We start from the raw sequence: 18,251 nt of genomic DNA, 5'->3' as shown, positions 1-18,251 counted from the left end.
CAAACCAGTGTTATTTATTAGACAATGCTGGATTCATGGAGCGTAATATTATGCGAAAATTAAACGTAAATGAAATTGAACAAGTAGATGGTGGTTGTGCTAAATATTGTTGGGGCGAAGCAACAATGGAAGGGTTTGTTGGTGCAGTCTCTTCTGGTGCTCGCTTTGGTCTTGGTGGGGCTGCGCTAGGAGCTGCTGCATACGCTTTAAAAATTATGTGGTTTTAAATGAAAAATATTACTCTAGTAACTATCGTAAAAATATTATTACTATTATTTATATTGGTAATATCATACGCTTTGTATGATAAATACGTAGGATTTAAAAGTGGGATATTAGAATTTATCTCTTACTTTTTAATAACAGCGGTTGTACTAGAGTTATATAGGCGACTCAACAAGAAATAGTAGTCGCTTTACAACATAGCCCCGTCAAACTAAATAAGTTTTCGGGGCCATGAGTAAATTAAATACAAAGGCTTTATAATGTCAATAGAAATGAGTTTTGCATGGAGACTAAGGGTTTTAAAACAAAAGCGCTGCAAGAGGTGTGGGCTGTACTATGCAAAGTCATTAAAACAATGCAACCACTGCTCAGCTTTTAATGATGATCAGTTAGCTGCATTTAAAGAGCAACACCAACAAAAACAAGAAGGGAACAACATAATTGGAGTTTGTTTTTTCTTTATTGTGTTAATCATTACTTTACTCTTACTCTCAAGTTTCTTTTACTAGAAATTATGCTACTGCGTTTCCTAAGAAGCCCGTCAATATCATTAATGTTTCAATGTGCCTATAATAATAAAAAATTTCATATGATTATTCTTCATCTAAACTTTTTCAATCTACAGGTTAAGTATAATTAGCGGCGGCAGTTCTTCCAGTGGAATATCCGATAGAGCAAAAAAAGAAAAGGCATTTCAAGCTTGCATTGAGAAAGATTATGGAAAAGCATATAAATTAGCAAGTGATCTAAGCCCTCTTTCATATACCGCGCTTGCATTAGAAAGATTAGGCCCAACTATAAAGGAAATGCTGATTCAAAAAGGCTCCCGGAATTTATATGGAGCCCAAAAACAGTTTGAAACAGATCAAAACTGCGAGCGCTTTAAAGGTTTTTTGCGAACAAATGGTTTTATTGGCTTCTTTTCTATGGGGTTTTAAATGGGGGCAAATGCCTACTGTAGAGCTATAACGGGGTAATATCATGATTTTCAGGTTACCAAGTTTTTTTTGGGGTGTCTTTTTTATATATTCAGAGAGCATTGGCCTTAACTTTTTTAATGTGGAGCAAGGTTATACTTTTAGTCACATTGGAGCCATTGCCATAGGTATTTACCTCATACTTTATGCGCTGAATGTAAACTTTTTAAAGTGGTTTAAGTTGTCAAAATAACCTTTTAAACTAGCATTTTTACTAAGCAAAGACTTAAAGCTTTGAACATTTCAAGCTGGTTTCACCAAAACTTTATTGTTGGCGATCACTGAGGAATTTTAATTTGCTACAAGTGAAGGGTCGAAAAGTGATGGATTAGGTTTTGCACTATGCAACTAAATTTTTGGTTTAGTGATGTTTCTATTATTCTACTTTGTCGCGATAAAGAAAGTCTTGGAAAGATCTTTTTAATCATCACTAATGCAAGCTTATCACTCTAATTGTTTAAATGGGAGATTATTAAAAATTATTGGGAACAGGTCTTCATCGTGCGTGTGAGAATAAGCTGAATTCTTAATGATAAAGGTGGCGAACCCCCTGTGCAATGAATATTATATAATAAATTACGATAACTTTTGCCTGCTACAAGCGTTTCTAACTGATTTGTATTCAAAGCGACAAGTTTAACTAATGCTCATTAAATAAATATCGATAAACGTTGATGAAAGCACTACACGCATTAAAATAGTGTGCTATTTTTAAATGGATTAACAATTATTTATAGGGCGTAACAAATGGGAACAGAGAATGCGTTGTACACCATCCTTGTTGAAAAAATTAAACAAAAATCACTTGTACTACCGACGCTGCCAGAAGTTGCATTAAGGGTAAGAGAAGCGGCAGATGATCCGCAAATTAACCTAGGAGATATGAGCGATATAATTGCACACGATCCTGCTCTGTCAATGGGCATGTTGAAAGTCGCAAACAGTGCCATATTAGGTCGAGGGGTAAAAGTCGAGACCGTCAATCAAGCTGTCACTCGTATTGGTTTGAGACAAATAAAAAGTGTTGCAACAGCTATGGCGTTAGAGCAGGTGTTTGTTTCTGAAAATGAAATTGTTTCTTTATACTTGAAAAAATCGTGGGCTAAAACGATCGAGGTCGCATCAGTTGCTATGGTTTTGATGACATTTTATCAACGCGATCATAAGCACAGCCCTTTGACATTAGACACTCTTACCTTAGCTGCGCTTATTCATAGCATTGGTGTGCTACCCATATTAACGGAAGCTGAGAATCACCCTGATGTGTTCGCCAATCCAACATTTTTGCAACAAGCAATTATTAAGCTTTCAAATAAAATAGGTGCTGAAATAACCATTGCGTGGGGGTTATCACAAGAATTTACCGATATTGTACTCAATTGGAGTGATTTAACGGTATTACCCGCAGAAGTACATTATTTAGATTTTATCCGTGCAGGCGCAATTTATAATGGCATTTTCAAAAATGAATCGACACAAGAGGTATTATTAAAAAGTTATGTTGCCAAAGGAATATTACCTGATATTGATTTTATGTCGTCAGATGAGTTTAAAGACATGTATCAGGATGTTAAGAATATGTTTAGTTAAAAAGACGATTTTCGCCTTTTTAACTAAACATTAATTAACAAATTAACTCTCTAGGTAATCTGTTGTTTTACAATTAAATTCATGCAGTAAATCGCCAATAAAACGGTTAATTTCTCCGGCCATTAATGCAAAATCTGCATCAAGGCGTGCTACTACGTCATCTTTGTCGATATCTTCATTTTGTTCATGTAATACATCAAAGAATTTTAAACGCTTTATAGCGAAATCATCACAGAGGATACAAGATAAAGCGTCATCCCAAACAAGCTCTAATTTAACAGCAAACTTTTCGGCATCTAAATGGCTTTTCATTTCATCGCTTGTTAAATCTTGGTTTTTAACACGCACTATCGCTCCATCATCACCTAACCCGTGTAGTTCTGCTTCTGTCCCTAATTCAAATGACTCTCCAAGATTGTTTTCAGTTAACCAATCTGTCATTAACTCATCCGGCGCTTTTTCAGGAGATACGCTGGTGACAGGTAAAGTGCCTAACACTTTACGAAGTAACGCTAAAAAGTCTTCCGCTTTAGCGCGACTACTTGAATTGATTACAATGATATTGTGCTCTGCATTGACATAGCCGTGAGTGTCTGTAACACGGGAAAAGGCTCTTGGTAGTAATTCAAAAATGATGTCTTCTTTAAATTGTTCTTTTTCTTTTTTTGTTGCACTGCGACCGTGCTCGTTTTCTAGCAAGGCCATTTTCTCTTCTAACATTTCTTTGATCACCGGGGCAGGTAAAATCTTTTCCTCTTTACGTGCACACAATAGGTGATTGCCATTGACCGAATGCACTACTGAGTCACCATGTTTTCCTAAGGCGTTAACCCAGCCAAAGTGTGACATTTCAGTTGATGCACAAGGAGTAAATAAATGTTCATTTAGATGTTTGATCAAGTCTTGCTCTGACCACTCGAAAGGACGCGTAAAAGCGAAAAAGTATAAATTTTTAAACCACATTGAAAACTCTCGTGGGCGATAATTCGCCTTTTATTTTTGAAAGGGCGTTATCTTATACCAATTAACATGATTAATTAATCATTAGTTTATGTTTGAAAAGTTATTGAACTACAAATAGCAAAAGAAGGGATCACTGCATATCAGTAAAATTAATGGTGAAGGTTAATCCATGGCCTTTTTGTGATTCAGCGTGAATGGTACCGTTGAGGGTGTCTGTGACAAGGTTATGCACAATATGAGTACCTAATCCAGTGCCACCTTTTCCTGCTTTTGTGGTGAAAAAAGGGTCGAATAGCAAGGGTAATTGGGTTTCGGGTACACCAACACCATTGTCTTGGTAAATAATTTCTACATCTTTGTTGTTCATATGAACATCTATGTTAATTTCTCCTCGATTGATACCATCAAATCCATGAATAATTGAGTTGATGATTAAGTTAGTGAAAATCTGTGATATTGCGCCTGCATGGCAATATACGTCTAAGTTTTCAGGGCAATTTACTTTTATTCTATGGTTGGTTTTCTTGAGTTTAGGGTGCAGTGATTGAATAATTTCATCAAGATATTTTGCTACGTTTATTTGTCTGATCTTATCACTGGTTTGATCTACTGCGACTTGTTTGTAGCTGGAAATTAATTCAGAAGCGCGATTAAGGTTGTTAATTAATAAGGCAACGCTTTGCCCGGCATTTTGAGTAAAGTCTTCAAGGCTACGTTTGCTTAGTTTTTGTTCTTCAATGTCGTTGTTTAACTCGGTGAGAAGGTCAGCAAGGTAACTGACAGAAGTAATACTTACGCCAATAGGTGTGTTTATCTCGTGAGATACTTCTGCTGACAGAGCACCTAATACTGCCATTTTCTCTGATTCAAGCAAACGGCCTTGTGCTTTATTTAATTCATTGATAGAGCTTTTGAGTTCTTTATTAGTATCAATAAGGGTTTTTTCAGTGATGCTTCGACGTTTATTTTCTTCTTTTAATTGGCTTTGTTGAGTAAGTAATTCACGCTGTTGGCGTTCCATTTTTAACATGGTGGTACTTAATGAAGATGTCTTGCGAGCTACTTCTTGCTCTAACATTAAATTTTGCTCGTCGAGTTTTCGGTTTGAAGCAATTATCTCGTTCTGTGCCTGGGCAAGTTCCTCTTTATACTTTGCCAGTTCAGATAACAAATTATTGTAGGCGTTTTGTAAGACACTTAATTCATTTTGTTCATAATTAACCATGTGGATTTTCGACGCTTCTGGGTCGTCCATATCAAACTGGTTAATTTGCTCGGTAAGTTCGTTGAGAGGGTTCGTTAACAATTGAGAAAAGGCAAAGGAAAACAATAACATTAATGCCGCTGTTTTCACCATTGCATTACCAATAAGAAAGTAAATACCCACTTCTATCCGATTAAAGATAACTTGGTTACTTGAGAGTAAAGTTACTGAACCAACTTTAGTGGTACGGCCTGAAAACTCAAAAATTAAGGGAAATGAGTGGCCAAACAAGCTGTCAGAAAAGGCGTTAATATTTAAATAGTCAGCTTTTCTTATTTGTGTATCGGAAAGTGATGCATTGGCACCAAGTTGCGTAATTACTTGATTGTTTTCATCGGTAACTTTTATACCTTTTATCATTGGAATAGCCACAAGGCCTTCTGCAATATCAATGGCTTGTTGTGTATTAAGTTCCCATACTGCTCTAGTTAAACTACTTGAGAACGTTTTTTCTAAGGTTTGTAATTCATCATTAATATGCTTTTTGGTATTGATATATTCGGCGCCAATTTGCACACATGTGACTAGAAAGGTTAAGACAAAATAAAAAGACAAAACTCTAGTAAGCAATTTGCGAGAGATACTTGTTATTTTCATTTTATCTTCTATTTGAACAATACCTAATTTGATTGTAGCTATTTTATCGTTTGATTAAAGTGTTTTTTAAAAAAATAGTAAATTTATTCTATTATTTTTCTTATTTTTCTTGGAGATAGACTATAGTTTTTATAATGCAGCTTGAACGGTTTGTCATCAAGTTGAAATAAATTGTACACAAAAGTGACGCAATAAATTCATTTTAATGTAAAAAAAAAGTCATATTGTCACAAAAGTGTCATTTAATTTAGGCACAATGTGCGGCAAATATACTCAATATACATTTGAAAGGGTGATCTCATGAAACGTTATTATAATTCTCTTGCCATTGCTGTGTTTTCCGCAATATCAGCACCGAGTGTTGCAGATGGCATAGATATATATGGTAAAGCCAATGTAACTGTGCAATCTTCCGATGAAGGTGAAGGATCTTTTACTGAGGTAAAAAGTAACAATTCACGCATTGGCTTTAAGGGGGAACAAGCACTTTCAGATGGGTTGACTGTTGTTTACAAAGCAGAATTCGGTGTTGACTTAGATGGTGATAGTGCAAAAGGAGACAGTATTACCGATCGAAATCAGTATATAGGCTTAAAAGGCAACTTTGGTGAGGTGTTAATTGGCAAAAATGATACGCTATTAAAGCAATCTCAGGGAAAAGTTGATGTTTTTAGTGATTTAAACGCTGATATTAAGGCGTTATGGAAAGGTGAGAATCGCGTTTCTGACAGTATCACTTATAAAACGAAAAAATTTAGTGGTTTTCAATTGGGGATGACGTATGTGGTTGAAGACAGTGTTGATGGTGAAGATGCCAGTTCAATTGCGTTAATGTATGGTGATAAAGCTTTAAAAAAATCTACATTTTATGCTGCGTTAGCCTTTGATTCAGAGATGGCTGGTTACGATGTTACCCGTGCTGTCATTTCAGGGAAGTTAGGTGGTTTTATCCTTGGTGCAATTGCTCAAACACAAGAAAACGTTAGTTCAGGACAAGAGATGGACGGCTTCCTTTTATCAGGGAAATACAATATTGATAATTGGGTGTTAAAAGGACAGTTTCAAACCGCAAAATTTGATGGTGGTGATGACAAGTCTGGTATTACAGTAGGTGCAGATTATAAATTTGCTAAAAATATTAAAGCATTTGGTTTTTATACAACATTTGATATGGATAGTGGTGCAGATGAAGACTACTTGGGAATTGGGCTTGAATATAATTTTTAAAAATTAGGGCGTGTTTGTTTCCGCAGTAAGCTGTTCTTAAGGAACGTTTTATTCATACAAAACTTGTATTCGATCAACGCCCTTACAATTTTTTGTGCAATAAATGTATTGAGTTTCTCTGTAAATAAGCGGCTGAATAGTCGCTTTTTTCTTGTGTTGTCGTGTAACATCGGCAATGATGAAATAAAATTTCACTTATGTCATAAAATTGTCATAAAATCTTATCACAATGTTCATTAGATATTGTCACATGCCTAATGGGAAGTTTAATACATGAACAGACAAATTTTGGTCGTCGAAGACGAAGCACCAATCAGGGAAATGATCACTTTCGTGTTAGAACAAAATGGTTTTAATGCTATTGAAGCTGAAGATTTTGACCAAGCAAAAGAAAAAGTGGTAGAGCCATACCCGGATTTAATTTTATTAGATTGGATGTTACCTGGCGGCTCAGGCGTTAAATTAGCAAAAATGTTGAAACAGAATGAATATACGCGTTCAATTCCCATTATTATGTTAACGGCACGCGCCGACGAGGAAGACAAAGTCAGAGGGTTTGATGTTGGCGTGGATGATTACGTAACAAAACCTTTTTCACCCAAAGAGTTGATTGCTCGCATTAAGGCTGTGATACGCCGAGTGGCGCCAACGGCACTTGAAGAAGCCATTGAATTTCATGGCATGAAGCTTGACCCCGTTGCTCATCGAGTATCGATAAATGACAGTAATATTGATTTAGGCCCTACAGAGTTTAGGTTGTTACACTTTTTCATGACTCATCCAGAGCGTGTATATAGTCGTGAACAATTATTGGATAATGTATGGGGTACAAATGTTTATGTTGAAGATCGCACTGTTGATGTTCATATTAGACGTTTACGAAAAGCAATTACTGGTGCGGGTCATGAAGATTTTATTCAAACAGTACGCGGCTCAGGTTATCGGTTCTCAGGTAAAATTAAAGCGAGTGTTTAATTAAGCCTTATGTATTCTAGTTTTTCAGCTAAAGCAATTTTCGCTCGCCTTTTCTTTGCTTTAGCTTTGAGTTTTTTCATTGGCTACCTTTTTGGTTACGCCTTTATACTTGTCGCGTTTTTAGCTATTGCATTGTTAACGTGGCAATATCATCACTTATTTAAACTTATGCGCTGGCTTTGGGTTAGTAAAAGTTTATCTCCACCTATTTCTCAAGGGCTTTGGGGGCAAGTGTACGATGGTTTATACCGTGTTATTCGCAAACACAGAACTAAGCAAAAGCGCCTAAATGAAAAAATCCGACAGTTTAGGGATGGCGCAGAAGCATTACCTGACGCAGCATTGGTACTGTCAGCTGACTTAACTATTTTATGGGGCAATAAAAAAGCGCAACGTATTTTAGGTGTTCGCTGGCCAGGAGATGTTGGGCAGCGCATTGATAACCTCATACGCTTTCCAGAATTTTCTCGCTACCTTGATGAAGAAAACTTCGACGTACCGTGTCATATCCCATCTCCGGCGAATGCCGAACTCATGATTGAATTACGTCTGATGGCTTATGGTACAGATCAGGTACTTTTTTTGGCTAGAGATATTAGTAAAATTCATCGCTTAGAAGAAATGCGTCGTGATTTTGTTGCTAATGTCTCCCACGAATTAAAAACCCCATTAACCGTCATGCGCGGTTATGTTGAAATGGTACAAGTTACAGATAACGCATTAGATCCATACTGGCAGAAAGTATTTACCACGATGGAAACGCAAGTATCTCGAATGGATAGGTTAGTAGAGCAATTATTGATTCTGTCTCGCGTTGAGGTAAGTACCGAAGAAGAAGAGAAGTATTTTGTTGATATGCCAAAACTAATTTTTGCATTGATCGAAGATGCTAAATGGTTAAATCAAGAAAAAGCGCACAAAATCACCAGTGATATTGATACTAACTTAGCAATTGAAGGTATCGATAATGAAATTAAAAGTGCTTGCTCTAATTTAATTTCTAATGCCATCGCATATACGCCAACTGGTGGTGAAATTCATATTACCTGGGCTAAAGACGGTCATAAAGCTAAATTCGCTGTCAAAGATAATGGCCCTGGTATTCGACCTGAACACGTTAATCGAATTACCGAACGCTTTTTCCGTGTTGATAAATCTCGTTCGAGAAATACTGGTGGTTCAGGGCTAGGTTTAGCAATTGTTAAGCATGTACTTAACCATCACCATGCAGAGTTGGCGATAAATAGCCAATGGGGTAAGGGCAGTGAATTTATCATATATTTCGAACCAAAAGCTATTCGGAAAATACCTTGATGAACTGATCAAGTAAACTATCCGCAAGTCACTCTTAACGATCGTTTTTTATGAACGCTGAGAAATTATCATGGAAATTCTTTATATGACGAAAATATTAAAGGTGTCATATAAGTGTCACAAACTTTAAATATAATTGTCATATTAGCTTTATATAGTGTTCACAATTATTCGATATATAAATACTCTCATTGGAGAAAATTATGAATTTTAAACGAGCGTTTAGTGCGATTAGTCTAGCAAGTGTTATGAGCTTTTCTGCATTAGCAATTGACAAAGACCTACCAGAGTACAAAAAAGTTAGTGGTATTTCAGGTAACTTATCTTCTGTAGGTTCAGACACATTAGCGAACATGATGACTTTTTGGGCGGAAGAATTTAAGCGTACTTACCCAAATGTAAATATACAAATTCAAGCGGCTGGTTCGTCAACTGCGCCACCGGCATTAACTGAAGGTACCTCAAATTTAGGCCCAATGAGTCGTAAAATGAAGTCTCGTGAAATTGAAGCCTTTGAAAAGCGATATAGTTATAAACCTGTAGCGGTGAGAGTGGCTATTGATGCTTTAGCAGTGTTTGTGCATAAAGACAATCCGATAAAAGGTTTACGCATTGATCAAGTTGATGCTGTGTTTTCCAATAACCGTAAATGTGGTGCGCAAGAAAACGCTGATCGCTGGGGTGATTTAGGTTTAACAGGTGAATGGTCTGGTAAAGATATTCAGCTTTATGGTCGTAACTCAGTATCAGGTACATACGGATACTTTAAGAAAAAAGCATTATGTAAAGGTGATTTTAAGAACAGTGTAAATGAACAGCCTGGATCTGCATCTGTTGTTCAATCGGTTTCTGCTTCATTAAATGGTATTGGCTATTCAGGTATCGGTTATAAAACATCTGGTGTTCGTGCGTTGCCATTAGCGAAAAAAGGGAATAACTTTGTTGAAGCAACAATGGAAAATGCCATTAACAAAAAATACCCACTTTCTCGCTTTTTATATGTTTATGTTAACAAACATCCTAATAAGCCTTTATCGCCAATGGATGCAGAATTTTTGAAAATGATATTATCAAAATCAGGACAAAAAATTGTGGAAAAAGATGGTTACATTCCATTGCCAGCATCGGTTGTTGAAAAAGAATTTAAAAAGCTTGGCTTAATGTAAATATTGTTTCATTTGTTCAGGTTTGATTATGATATGAAAAGGCTCTTGATAGAGCCTTTTTACTTTGTAACTTTCAGAAACCCTACATCGTATAATAAAATATTTATGCGAATTGGTATAATATCAGTTCACAGGTAAAAAAGTGTTGGTGTTTCTCGCATTAAAGTGAAAATAAACTCAATATTTATTTGATTGGACAATTAACGTAACATTAATCGCCTCTAAAATTTGTTGTTCATAAAATAGTTCAGTGCTAATAATTGGACGATCTATTAACCATTGCTTATCTAAATATACCTCAAACCGATTATTGATTCCGTTGACCTTAAGGTTAAGGTCTGCTTGAGTATAGCGTTGTTGGTTAAGTAACACGCTAAAGCGTAAAATAACACACAGTTTATGAAGCGTTTGATGTGTTAAAGTGTATTCGGTTGTAACGTTATAAGGTGAAATTTTTTTTCGTTGGTTACCCACTAACCAAGCTAATGCGTATTGTTGCTCTTGATTGAAGCCGGCCATATCCGCTTGTTCGATAATATACTTACCGTGTTTCTGATAACTTGAAGCGTTAATGTCTACCCCTAATTCATGAAGTTGTGCTGCAAAAGTGAGTAACTCTAAATAAATCGGTGCGGTTAATTGCCATGATTCGGCCACCTGTTGATAAATATCAACAGCTTGTGACTTAACGTTTTCTGCCTGATGAAAATCAATATTAAAACGTGAAATAAAGCTTTCAACAGTGCGCTGTCTAACATTGTTATGCTTTAAATTTTCTAGTTGTTCGAATAATACACCTTCGCGAAGGGCATATTGGCAATAGCCTAATGTTTTTATGTCAAAGCAACGCATGATTGCGAGTAAAATAGCTACACCGGAGCAGAGCACATTGCGTCGAGTTTCTTTTAGTGTAGGTAGGTCTATTTCGTCAAAGTGCTGAAAGGTGAGTAAAGTCGCCTTAAGGTTTTCAACATCTTCCAGTGTGATTTCACGGGAAATCTCTTGTTCAGCATTAATGATTTTAGCGATGGCTTTTATGGTGCCTGATGTACCAATAGCGTGTTGCCAACCCGTATTCGCGAAGCGTTTTATGATACTATCAACTTGATGAGAGGCGCTTCTTATTGCTCGCTCAAATGCCTGTTGTGAAATAACATGATCGGAAAAAAAAGCTTGTTGGTAACTCACGCAACCGAGTTGTAAACTGTCTAGTGTTTTTATCTGGTACGCTTGACCGATTATACACTCTGTACTACCACCACCAATATCAATCACTAATTGCTGTTCGTTAGTTTGTCTGTGATGTGCTACACCCTGATAAATTAACCGTGCTTCTTCATGGCCTGAAATAATTTCAATGGTAAATGGGAAAATGCGCTTTGCAGCGGTTAAGAACTGTTCTGCATTGGTTGCTTGCCGCAAGGTATAGGTGGCAACCGCTCGAAAGTTATCTGGAGTGATATGTTGTGAACTGGTGGCTAGTTTCTCTAAAGCGTTTATGCCTCTAGCAATAGCTTTGCTAGATAACGTGAAAGTATTATCAAGCCCTTGAGCGAGTTGTACTCGGTACTTTTCAGCATGCAAAATTTGAATCTGTTGGTTTACATGTCGAGCTAAGACAAAGTGAAAACTATTAGAGCCTATGTCTAATGCCGCTAAGTATTGTTCGTGTTGTGTGTGCACATTGTGAGTCATTAGAGCCTTATTTATCAGTGTTCTGCAATGCTATTCGTTCATTACTTTCCTGTTCTGCTAAGTAATTATAGATAAGAATCTGTGATCTAATCGGCTGTTTGTTGCCTTGCGGTACGTAAGTGTTGTCTTGATGTTCGTTAATCAGTCTCGCTTTCTGATTATCTTTTAACTGAATGTCGAGAATTTCAATGATACGTTTTTTCAGAACAGGGTCATATATCGGACAAGCAACTTCTACCCGTTGATCGATATTACGTTCCATCCAATCAGCAGAACTGATATAAAGGCTTTTAACACCGTTATTATGAAATAACATGATGCGAGGGTGTTCTAAAAACCTATCGACAATGGATATAACATGAATATTCTTACTCATGCCTTTTTTACCAGGGATTAATGAGCACATTCCACGCACAATAATCTTAATAATTACGCCAGCATTGCTGGCATTATAGAGTTTATTAATCAAACCAATATCTACTAAGTTATTAACCTTTAAAGTGATAGTTGCTTTTTTATTATGTTTTGCGTGTTCAATTTCATTATCAATTAGTTGATAAATACGACGTCGTGACGTTAAAGGGGAAACAATTAAATGATTGAAACGAAAACGCTTATAGCTGTGGGCGATAAATGAAAATACGTTATCAACTTCTTGTGTGATTTCCTTATGGTGAGTAAATAAGGAAAAGTCAGTGTAAATGCGCGCATTTTTTTCATGAAAATTACCTGTACCGATATGTGCATACCGTACTATTTTATCATTTTCAATACGCGTAATAAGGCATAGTTTTGAATGAATTTTAAGCGTATCAATGCCAAACTCTACATTAATGCCGGCGTCTTTCATTCTGTGAGCCCAGGTAATATTAGTTTGTTCATCAAACCTTGCTCTTAACTCTACAACTACCGTCACTTGTTTTCCGTTTTTTACTGCCTCCATTAATGAGTGAATAATTTCAGACTTTTTTGCTACTCGGTAAATGTTAATTTTAATGGTTTTCACCAGTGGATCATAAGATGCTTTTCTGACAAATTCGGTGAAATGTCTGAATTTGTAATAAGGGTAATACACTAAGATATCTTGAGCACGAATAGCATCAAAAGATAAATTTTTATGTACTAAACCTGTGGCATCTAATGCAGGTAGCTCTTGATTTTCTAATTCTGGGCCACCAAGGTTAGGAAAGGCAATAAAATCTTTATAATGACGATACCTAACGCCTGGAATTAAATCGTTAATGTCTTTTATTTTTAACGCCTTTCTCAGGTATTTTAGCATGTAATCAGGCATATTCTTGTCGTAGCCTAAGCGAACAGGTTCAGCGGTTAACCGTTGTTTTAACCCTTTTGACATTTTATCAAGTAAGCTTTGGTCAAGTTCATCATTTAAATCATATTCGGCATCACGGGTAAGCTTAAGTGAATATGCTTCGATTGATGTGTAGTTGATGATCCCATCAAATACATCATCTAAAAAAAAATGTACGACATCATCAAGCATCACAACACGCTGTAAATTTTTGTGATTTTCTTTGGGTAAAATAATGAAGCGATCAACTTCTGAACGAGGAATTTCGATTAAAGCATATTGCACATCGTCAGTTTGCTTGAGAGCAACAAGAAAATATATCCCGTCATCGTCAAGACAACTTACTAACTGAGTGTTTGAATTAATAAAGATAGGCGTAATAAAGCGCACTATATGATTATGATAAAACGTCGTGATAAAACGTTTTTCTTCAGGAGTTAAATGAATATTAAAGGCGGTTGAGTTTTCTTCGTTGAACAGTAACTCGATATTATGTTCTTTTAATTGCGCAAATGCATGTTGCGCATAAAGGCGAAACTTTTCTGTTAATTGACTGACAGAATGATTTATTTCACTTAATAACTGTTTTAAATACAGGTATTGAGCGGAATCTTTATCACCTTCATTTGTTGCGCGCTCTAATAAAAGTTTTCGTCTTAATTTTGCTACACGAACTCGGAAAAACTCGTCAAGATTAGCCGAGTAAATGGCTAAAAACCGTATACGCTCAATTAAGGGCACTTGTTCATCGCCTGCTTCTTGTAAAACACGCTCGTTAAACGATAGCCAACTTAGTTCTTTGTCGAAAAATAACTCTTTATCAATCATTTACTAAAATTTTATTGAATATTATTAAGAGTATAGCTAGGAATTATGACAGAAATGAGAAAGTTGACATATTTCTGTCATAGAATATTAAGCGTCATCATAATAATGAAAACGAAGTTAATTTATTATCGTCTTAGCGAGAAACATCCACCATTAAATCATCAGCGGTACTTTCTAATGCGGTAATAAGTTCATCAACCTTATGAGGGGCAACATCAATGCTTACTTTTGCTTTAAATAAAGCTACACCAGTGTGGGCCGCGGCTTCATGTGCACTCACTAATTTTAATAAATTTCCACCTTGTTGATGAACAACAGAGGCTATATCTTGCACGATACCCGAGCGATCATTAGCCGTTAACTCTAAGACAATACTTGCTTGCGATGCAGAGTGTAGGTGTGTTTGTTCGATAATACATTTTATATTTGGAATGCTATGAATTTTATCTATAAGTGCGGTGGTCTGTGCTTCTGTTACTGCAATTTCAACAACACCTGAAAAGAAGCCTGATAAGTGATGTAAGCTACTCGTTTGCCAGTTGCCATCATGTTGCTTTACTACGTCAGATAAAGTGTCGACTAATCCTGGGCGATCAGGGCAAATAAAGGAAAGAATAAGTTGATTCATCATGCGTCCTTCTGAGTGAAATAAAGCGTTAATCGATAAATGTACGAGTTAATTGTGAAAGTTCTTTATGTAGTTGGCTATCATCTCCTAAGTTGAGTTCGACTAAACGTCGAAGGTGAGTAACACTATCAATATCAATAGCATTACAACGCAAACCGACTTCCTCTGACTCAACGTGAACAATAGCAACATGCATGCTCACAGGGGTTTCATTCAGGTTAAAATGGAGTACACCTAATTTATTCAAAATATCATCTTGTGTTTTTGGTGCGCTGACTAAGGCACCGTTTAACGAGATATCATGAATGTTAACGGCGTATGTTTTTTCGTCTACTTCAAGTTGAGCATCTATCGAGAACAATATGCGTGTAAATTGACGTCTGTTTTCCATTGAGCAAGTAAAATGAATGAACTGATACATTTAGCATAGCGTCATTTATAAAAAAAGCACCTTAAATATTCATTAAGATGCTTTTTAAGTTAAAGACTAGTCACCAGTTACTTACTGATTCGTTTGTACTTAATACGATGTGGCTCAGCAGCTTCTTTTCCTAAGGTTTTCTTCAACCATTCTTCGTAATCTGTATAGTTACCTTCATAAAAGTTCACCTGACCTTCATCACGGTAGTCGATAATATGCGTTGCGATACGATCAAGGAACCAGCGGTCATGAGAAATAACCATTGCACAACCTGGAAACTCAAGCAATGCTTCTTCAAGTGCTCGTAATGTTTCAACATCAAGGTCGTTGGTAGGCTCATCAAGTAATAATAAATTACCACCAGTTTTCACTAGTTTAGCTAAGTGTACGCGGTTTCGTTCACCACCTGATAAATCACCAACAAATTTTTGCTGATCGTTACCTTTAAAGTTAAAGCGTGAACAATAAGCACGGCTAGGGATTTCATAATTGCCAACAGTAAGAGTATCATGACCTTCTGATATTTCTTCGTACACGGTAGCTTTAGGGTTCATGTCATCACGAAATTGATCAACACTAGCTAGTTTTACTGTATCACCTAATTCAACCGTACCAGAATCTGGTTGCTCAGTTTCTGATAACATTTTGAAAAGCGTTGACTTACCAGCACCGTTAGCTCCGATAATACCAACAATAGCTCCTTTTGGAATACTAAAGCTTAAATTATCAATAAGTACGCGGTCACCAAACGATTTAGTTAAGTTATTAACGTCTAATACTTTATCACCTAATCGAGGCCCTGGTGGAATATATAGTTCGTTAGTTTCATTGCGTTTTTGATGTTCTTGATTATTTAGCTCTTCAAAACGTGCCATCCGGGCTTTACTTTTTGCTTGACGGCCTTTAGGGTTTGAACGCACCCACTCAAGCTCATGTTTAATGGTTTTTTGTAAAGCATTTTCTGTTCGTTTTTCTTGCTCTAAACGAGCGTCTTTTTGTTCAAGCCACGAAGAGTAATTACCTTCCCATGGAATACCATGACCACGATCAAGTTCTAAGATCCAACCGGCCACATTATCTAAGAAATAACGGTCATGGGTAATGGCAACCACAGTGCCGGCATAATCATGTAAGAAGCGCTCCAACCATGCGACCGATTCAGCATCTAAATGGTTAGTGGGTTCATCAAGTAATAACATATCTGGCTTAGAAAGTAATAAGCGACAAAGTGCAACACGACGACGCTCACCACCAGAAAGAACCTTGATTTTTTGATCCCAATCGGGTAAACGAAGCGCATCTGCTGCACGTTCTAAAACGTTATCAATGTTATGACCATCTTGTGCATTAATGATGTTTTCTAATTCACCTTGTTCTTTGGCTAATGCGTCAAAATCGGCATCTGGTTCGGCGTATTCAGCATATACTTGGTCAAGACGGGCAATCGCGTTTTTTACTTCAGCAACAGATTCCTCAACAATCTCTCGAACAGTTTTTGCTTCGTCTAACGCGGGTTCTTGCGGCAAATAACCAATGTTAGTACCTGCTAAAGCCGTTGCTTCACCTTCAAACTCAGTATCAACACCAGCCATAATGCGTAGTAAAGTAGATTTACCAGCGCCATTTAAGCCAAGTACGCCAATTTTTGCTCCAGGAAAGAAAGAAAGCGAAATATCTTTTAAAATTGTACGTTTAGGTGGCACCACTTTGCTTACGCGGTGCATCGACATAATAAATTTGTCGGGTAATGGTTGTGCCATTAAAAAACCTTTAGTTTTGAAAACAGAATGATGTCGATATTTTAGGTGAATATCATCAACAATCAATGGTTGTTATAAATATATTCTTGAATAATTTTTTCATTACACCTTTGTTACTTTTGGTTGTTATTTAGGTTGCAGCTCGCAAAGATTTTAATTTATGCTATTGCTTATTAAAGGCTAAATGCTAAATAACAGTGATGGCGACCGTATGGATTGGTGGGAGAAGTTCTCAGAGCGAGCAACAATAGATGATATAGATCGTTATCGTAAAAAATCGATTTTTTACTTTATTAGTTTCTTTGGTGCCGCAGTTATTTTGTATTTTTCTGCAAAAAGTTATCAATCTTACGATGTTACTTTATCTGTCATTCTGTTGTTTGGTGCAGTGCTTATCTCAGTAAATGCAGTGTTGGCTATTTTGCTGAAAAAGGATGATATTCATTACTATTTTGCCGTTGCTTGTGTGCTAATTATGTTATTAGGTGTGGTGTACACAGGAGGCTACAAAAATACCGCGCTGTATTGGCTTTATCCTATGCCGCTTATCTTTTTTGTCTTACTAGGGGTGAAAATAGGGGGCGTAATAAATTTTTTATTTTATATCGCTTTACTTATATTATTGCACCCGTCAGTTTCAATACCTGCGTCTTACGAACCTGCTGAAACTTCTCGTTTTTTTATTTCTTTTGCTTTGATGAATTTTATCAGCTTTATTGCGGATTATTTTCGTCACCAAAGCCATAGTAAGCTAGCTAAAATTAGTCATGCTAAATTAAGACAAGCCTATACCGACAGTTTGACAAAGTTGCCTAATAGACGATTTTTGTCTTCTGTGTTGACCGATCGTTTTATGAAAAATAGTGAGTATTTCCCTTTGTCTTTAGTGAATATAGACATCGATCATTTTAAAGCAATTAATGATACGTATGGTCATCAGGTTGGCGATGACGTGTTAAAAAGCTTTGCTGCTTTATGCACTGAAAATATTAGAAAAGATGATGTGATTGTTCGTACTGGTGGCGAAGAATTTTTGCTTTTTTTTGTGAGTACCACAAAAGATCAAGGCGCTGCATTAGCGGAGAAATTAAGAGAACTTATCGCCGGAAATTCAATACATATGGGTGGACAAGAATTTACGGTGACAGCAAGCTTTGGCGTAGCAGAGTGCCATCGATTTGAAGCACTAGATCATGCATTGAAAATTGCAGATAAACGTATGTATTTGGCTAAGCAGTGGGGGCGAAATCAAGTTGTTTCACAAGAGCCCGAGTAATTTTGTGATGTGCTTTAGCTAAATGGGTTGATC

At 36.5% G+C, this 18,251-nt stretch carries 14 protein-coding genes; 7 read left to right on the top strand and 7 right to left on the bottom strand.

Features of this window, described 5'->3' with window-relative positions; all coding sequences use genetic code 11:
• Positions 1-50: 50 nt before the first annotated feature.
• Both QUE72_RS15015 and QUE72_RS15010 read left to right on the top strand, forming a co-directional pair.
• Positions 51-227 carry a hypothetical protein gene (locus QUE72_RS15015; protein ID WP_286269880.1) on the top strand — a complete coding sequence of 59 codons (177 nt, stop codon included), beginning with the start codon at positions 51-53 and terminating at the stop codon, positions 225-227.
• 1,722 nt (positions 228-1,949) lie between these two features.
• Positions 1,950-2,792, top strand: a complete 843-nt coding sequence (locus QUE72_RS15010; protein ID WP_074498907.1) for an HDOD domain-containing protein — start codon at positions 1,950-1,952, stop codon at positions 2,790-2,792.
• Between the two features lie 42 nt (positions 2,793-2,834).
• On the opposite strand, the gene rdgC is transcribed toward QUE72_RS15010, so the two are convergent.
• Both rdgC and QUE72_RS15000 read right to left on the bottom strand, forming a co-directional pair.
• A complete protein-coding gene (gene rdgC, locus QUE72_RS15005; protein WP_074498906.1) occupies positions 2,835-3,755 on the bottom strand; it encodes a recombination-associated protein RdgC in 921 nt (306 codons plus the stop codon).
• A gap of 130 nt (positions 3,756-3,885) precedes the next feature.
• Positions 3,886-5,616 carry a sensor histidine kinase gene (locus QUE72_RS15000; protein ID WP_286269876.1) on the bottom strand — a complete coding sequence of 577 codons (1,731 nt, stop codon included), beginning with the start codon at positions 5,614-5,616 and terminating at the stop codon, positions 3,886-3,888.
• 300 nt (positions 5,617-5,916) lie between these two features.
• On the opposite strand from QUE72_RS15000, the gene QUE72_RS14995 reads away from it, so the two are divergent.
• The 4 genes from QUE72_RS14995 to QUE72_RS14980 all read left to right on the top strand — a co-directional run bounded on the left by QUE72_RS14995 (position 5,917) and on the right by QUE72_RS14980 (position 10,298).
• Positions 5,917-6,843 (top strand): porin, encoded by a 927-nt coding sequence (locus QUE72_RS14995; protein ID WP_286269874.1) that lies wholly within the window; start codon positions 5,917-5,919, stop codon positions 6,841-6,843.
• Between the two features lie 273 nt (positions 6,844-7,116).
• Entirely contained in the window at positions 7,117-7,818 is a 702-nt protein-coding gene (gene phoB / locus QUE72_RS14990) for a phosphate regulon transcriptional regulator PhoB (protein ID WP_074498903.1), read from the top strand.
• 9 nt (positions 7,819-7,827) lie between these two features.
• The gene (gene phoR, locus QUE72_RS14985; protein ID WP_286269873.1) at positions 7,828-9,132 is read left to right on the top strand and encodes a phosphate regulon sensor histidine kinase PhoR; all 1,305 of its coding nucleotides are present in this window, start codon (positions 7,828-7,830) and stop codon (positions 9,130-9,132) included.
• Positions 9,133-9,335: 203 nt separating this feature from the next.
• Positions 9,336-10,298 carry a PstS family phosphate ABC transporter substrate-binding protein gene (locus QUE72_RS14980; protein ID WP_074498901.1) on the top strand — a complete coding sequence of 321 codons (963 nt, stop codon included), beginning with the start codon at positions 9,336-9,338 and terminating at the stop codon, positions 10,296-10,298.
• 177 nt (positions 10,299-10,475) lie between these two features.
• On the opposite strand, the gene QUE72_RS14975 is transcribed toward QUE72_RS14980, so the two are convergent.
• From QUE72_RS14975 to ettA, 5 genes are all read right to left on the bottom strand, one after another.
• Complete coding sequence (locus QUE72_RS14975; protein WP_286269870.1) at positions 10,476-11,993, bottom strand: Ppx/GppA phosphatase family protein; 1,518 nt, start codon at positions 11,991-11,993, stop codon at positions 10,476-10,478.
• A gap of 7 nt (positions 11,994-12,000) precedes the next feature.
• Positions 12,001-14,133 carry a polyphosphate kinase 1 gene (gene ppk1 / locus QUE72_RS14970; protein WP_286269869.1) on the bottom strand — a complete coding sequence of 711 codons (2,133 nt, stop codon included), beginning with the start codon at positions 14,131-14,133 and terminating at the stop codon, positions 12,001-12,003.
• Between the two features lie 133 nt (positions 14,134-14,266).
• Complete coding sequence (locus QUE72_RS14965; RefSeq protein WP_254849570.1) at positions 14,267-14,764, bottom strand: glycine cleavage system protein R; 498 nt, start codon at positions 14,762-14,764, stop codon at positions 14,267-14,269.
• A 25-nt stretch (positions 14,765-14,789) separates the two neighbouring features.
• Positions 14,790-15,182: a PilZ domain-containing protein gene (locus QUE72_RS14960; RefSeq protein WP_286269866.1), complete on the bottom strand. Its 393-nt coding sequence runs from the start codon at positions 15,180-15,182 to the stop codon at positions 14,790-14,792.
• 77 nt (positions 15,183-15,259) lie between these two features.
• On the bottom strand, positions 15,260-16,942 hold the full coding sequence (ettA, locus tag QUE72_RS14955) for an energy-dependent translational throttle protein EttA (RefSeq protein ID WP_286269864.1): 1,683 nt from the start codon (positions 16,940-16,942) through the stop codon (positions 15,260-15,262).
• Between the two features lie 184 nt (positions 16,943-17,126).
• Here ettA and QUE72_RS14950 point away from each other — a divergent pair, with 184 nt between their 5' ends.
• Positions 17,127-18,218: a GGDEF domain-containing protein gene (locus QUE72_RS14950; protein ID WP_286269863.1), complete on the top strand. Its 1,092-nt coding sequence runs from the start codon at positions 17,127-17,129 to the stop codon at positions 18,216-18,218.
• Positions 18,219-18,251: the final 33 nt, after the last annotated feature.

It is taken from the genome of Thalassotalea hakodatensis (genome assembly GCF_030295995.1).
Taxonomy (GTDB): domain Bacteria; phylum Pseudomonadota; class Gammaproteobacteria; order Enterobacterales; family Alteromonadaceae; genus Thalassotalea_C; species Thalassotalea_C hakodatensis.
The sequence above is the reverse complement of the archived record's forward strand: the minus strand, read 5'-3'. Positions and strand labels throughout refer to the sequence as shown.

What these genes read in the sequence shown, in the direction of transcription:
- QUE72_RS15015 (WP_286269880.1), top strand. Translation starts at nt 51, where the DNA reads ATGCGAAAATTAAACGTAAATGAAATTGAACAAGTAGATGGTGGTTGT.
- QUE72_RS15010 (WP_074498907.1), top strand. Translation starts at nt 1,950, where the DNA reads ATGGGAACAGAGAATGCGTTGTACACCATCCTTGTTGAAAAAATTAAA.
- rdgC (WP_074498906.1), bottom strand. Translation starts at nt 3,755, where the DNA reads ATGTGGTTTAAAAATTTATACTTTTTCGCTTTTACGCGTCCTTTCGAG.
- QUE72_RS15000 (WP_286269876.1), bottom strand. Translation starts at nt 5,616, where the DNA reads ATGAAAATAACAAGTATCTCTCGCAAATTGCTTACTAGAGTTTTGTCT.
- QUE72_RS14995 (WP_286269874.1), top strand. Translation starts at nt 5,917, where the DNA reads ATGAAACGTTATTATAATTCTCTTGCCATTGCTGTGTTTTCCGCAATA.
- phoB (WP_074498903.1), top strand. Translation starts at nt 7,117, where the DNA reads ATGAACAGACAAATTTTGGTCGTCGAAGACGAAGCACCAATCAGGGAA.
- phoR (WP_286269873.1), top strand. Translation starts at nt 7,828, where the DNA reads ATGTATTCTAGTTTTTCAGCTAAAGCAATTTTCGCTCGCCTTTTCTTT.
- QUE72_RS14980 (WP_074498901.1), top strand. Translation starts at nt 9,336, where the DNA reads ATGAATTTTAAACGAGCGTTTAGTGCGATTAGTCTAGCAAGTGTTATG.
- QUE72_RS14975 (WP_286269870.1), bottom strand. Translation starts at nt 11,993, where the DNA reads ATGACTCACAATGTGCACACACAACACGAACAATACTTAGCGGCATTA.
- ppk1 (WP_286269869.1), bottom strand. Translation starts at nt 14,133, where the DNA reads ATGATTGATAAAGAGTTATTTTTCGACAAAGAACTAAGTTGGCTATCG.
- QUE72_RS14965 (WP_254849570.1), bottom strand. Translation starts at nt 14,764, where the DNA reads ATGATGAATCAACTTATTCTTTCCTTTATTTGCCCTGATCGCCCAGGA.
- QUE72_RS14960 (WP_286269866.1), bottom strand. Translation starts at nt 15,182, where the DNA reads ATGTATCAGTTCATTCATTTTACTTGCTCAATGGAAAACAGACGTCAA.
- ettA (WP_286269864.1), bottom strand. Translation starts at nt 16,942, where the DNA reads ATGGCACAACCATTACCCGACAAATTTATTATGTCGATGCACCGCGTA.
- QUE72_RS14950 (WP_286269863.1), top strand. Translation starts at nt 17,127, where the DNA reads ATGCTAAATAACAGTGATGGCGACCGTATGGATTGGTGGGAGAAGTTC.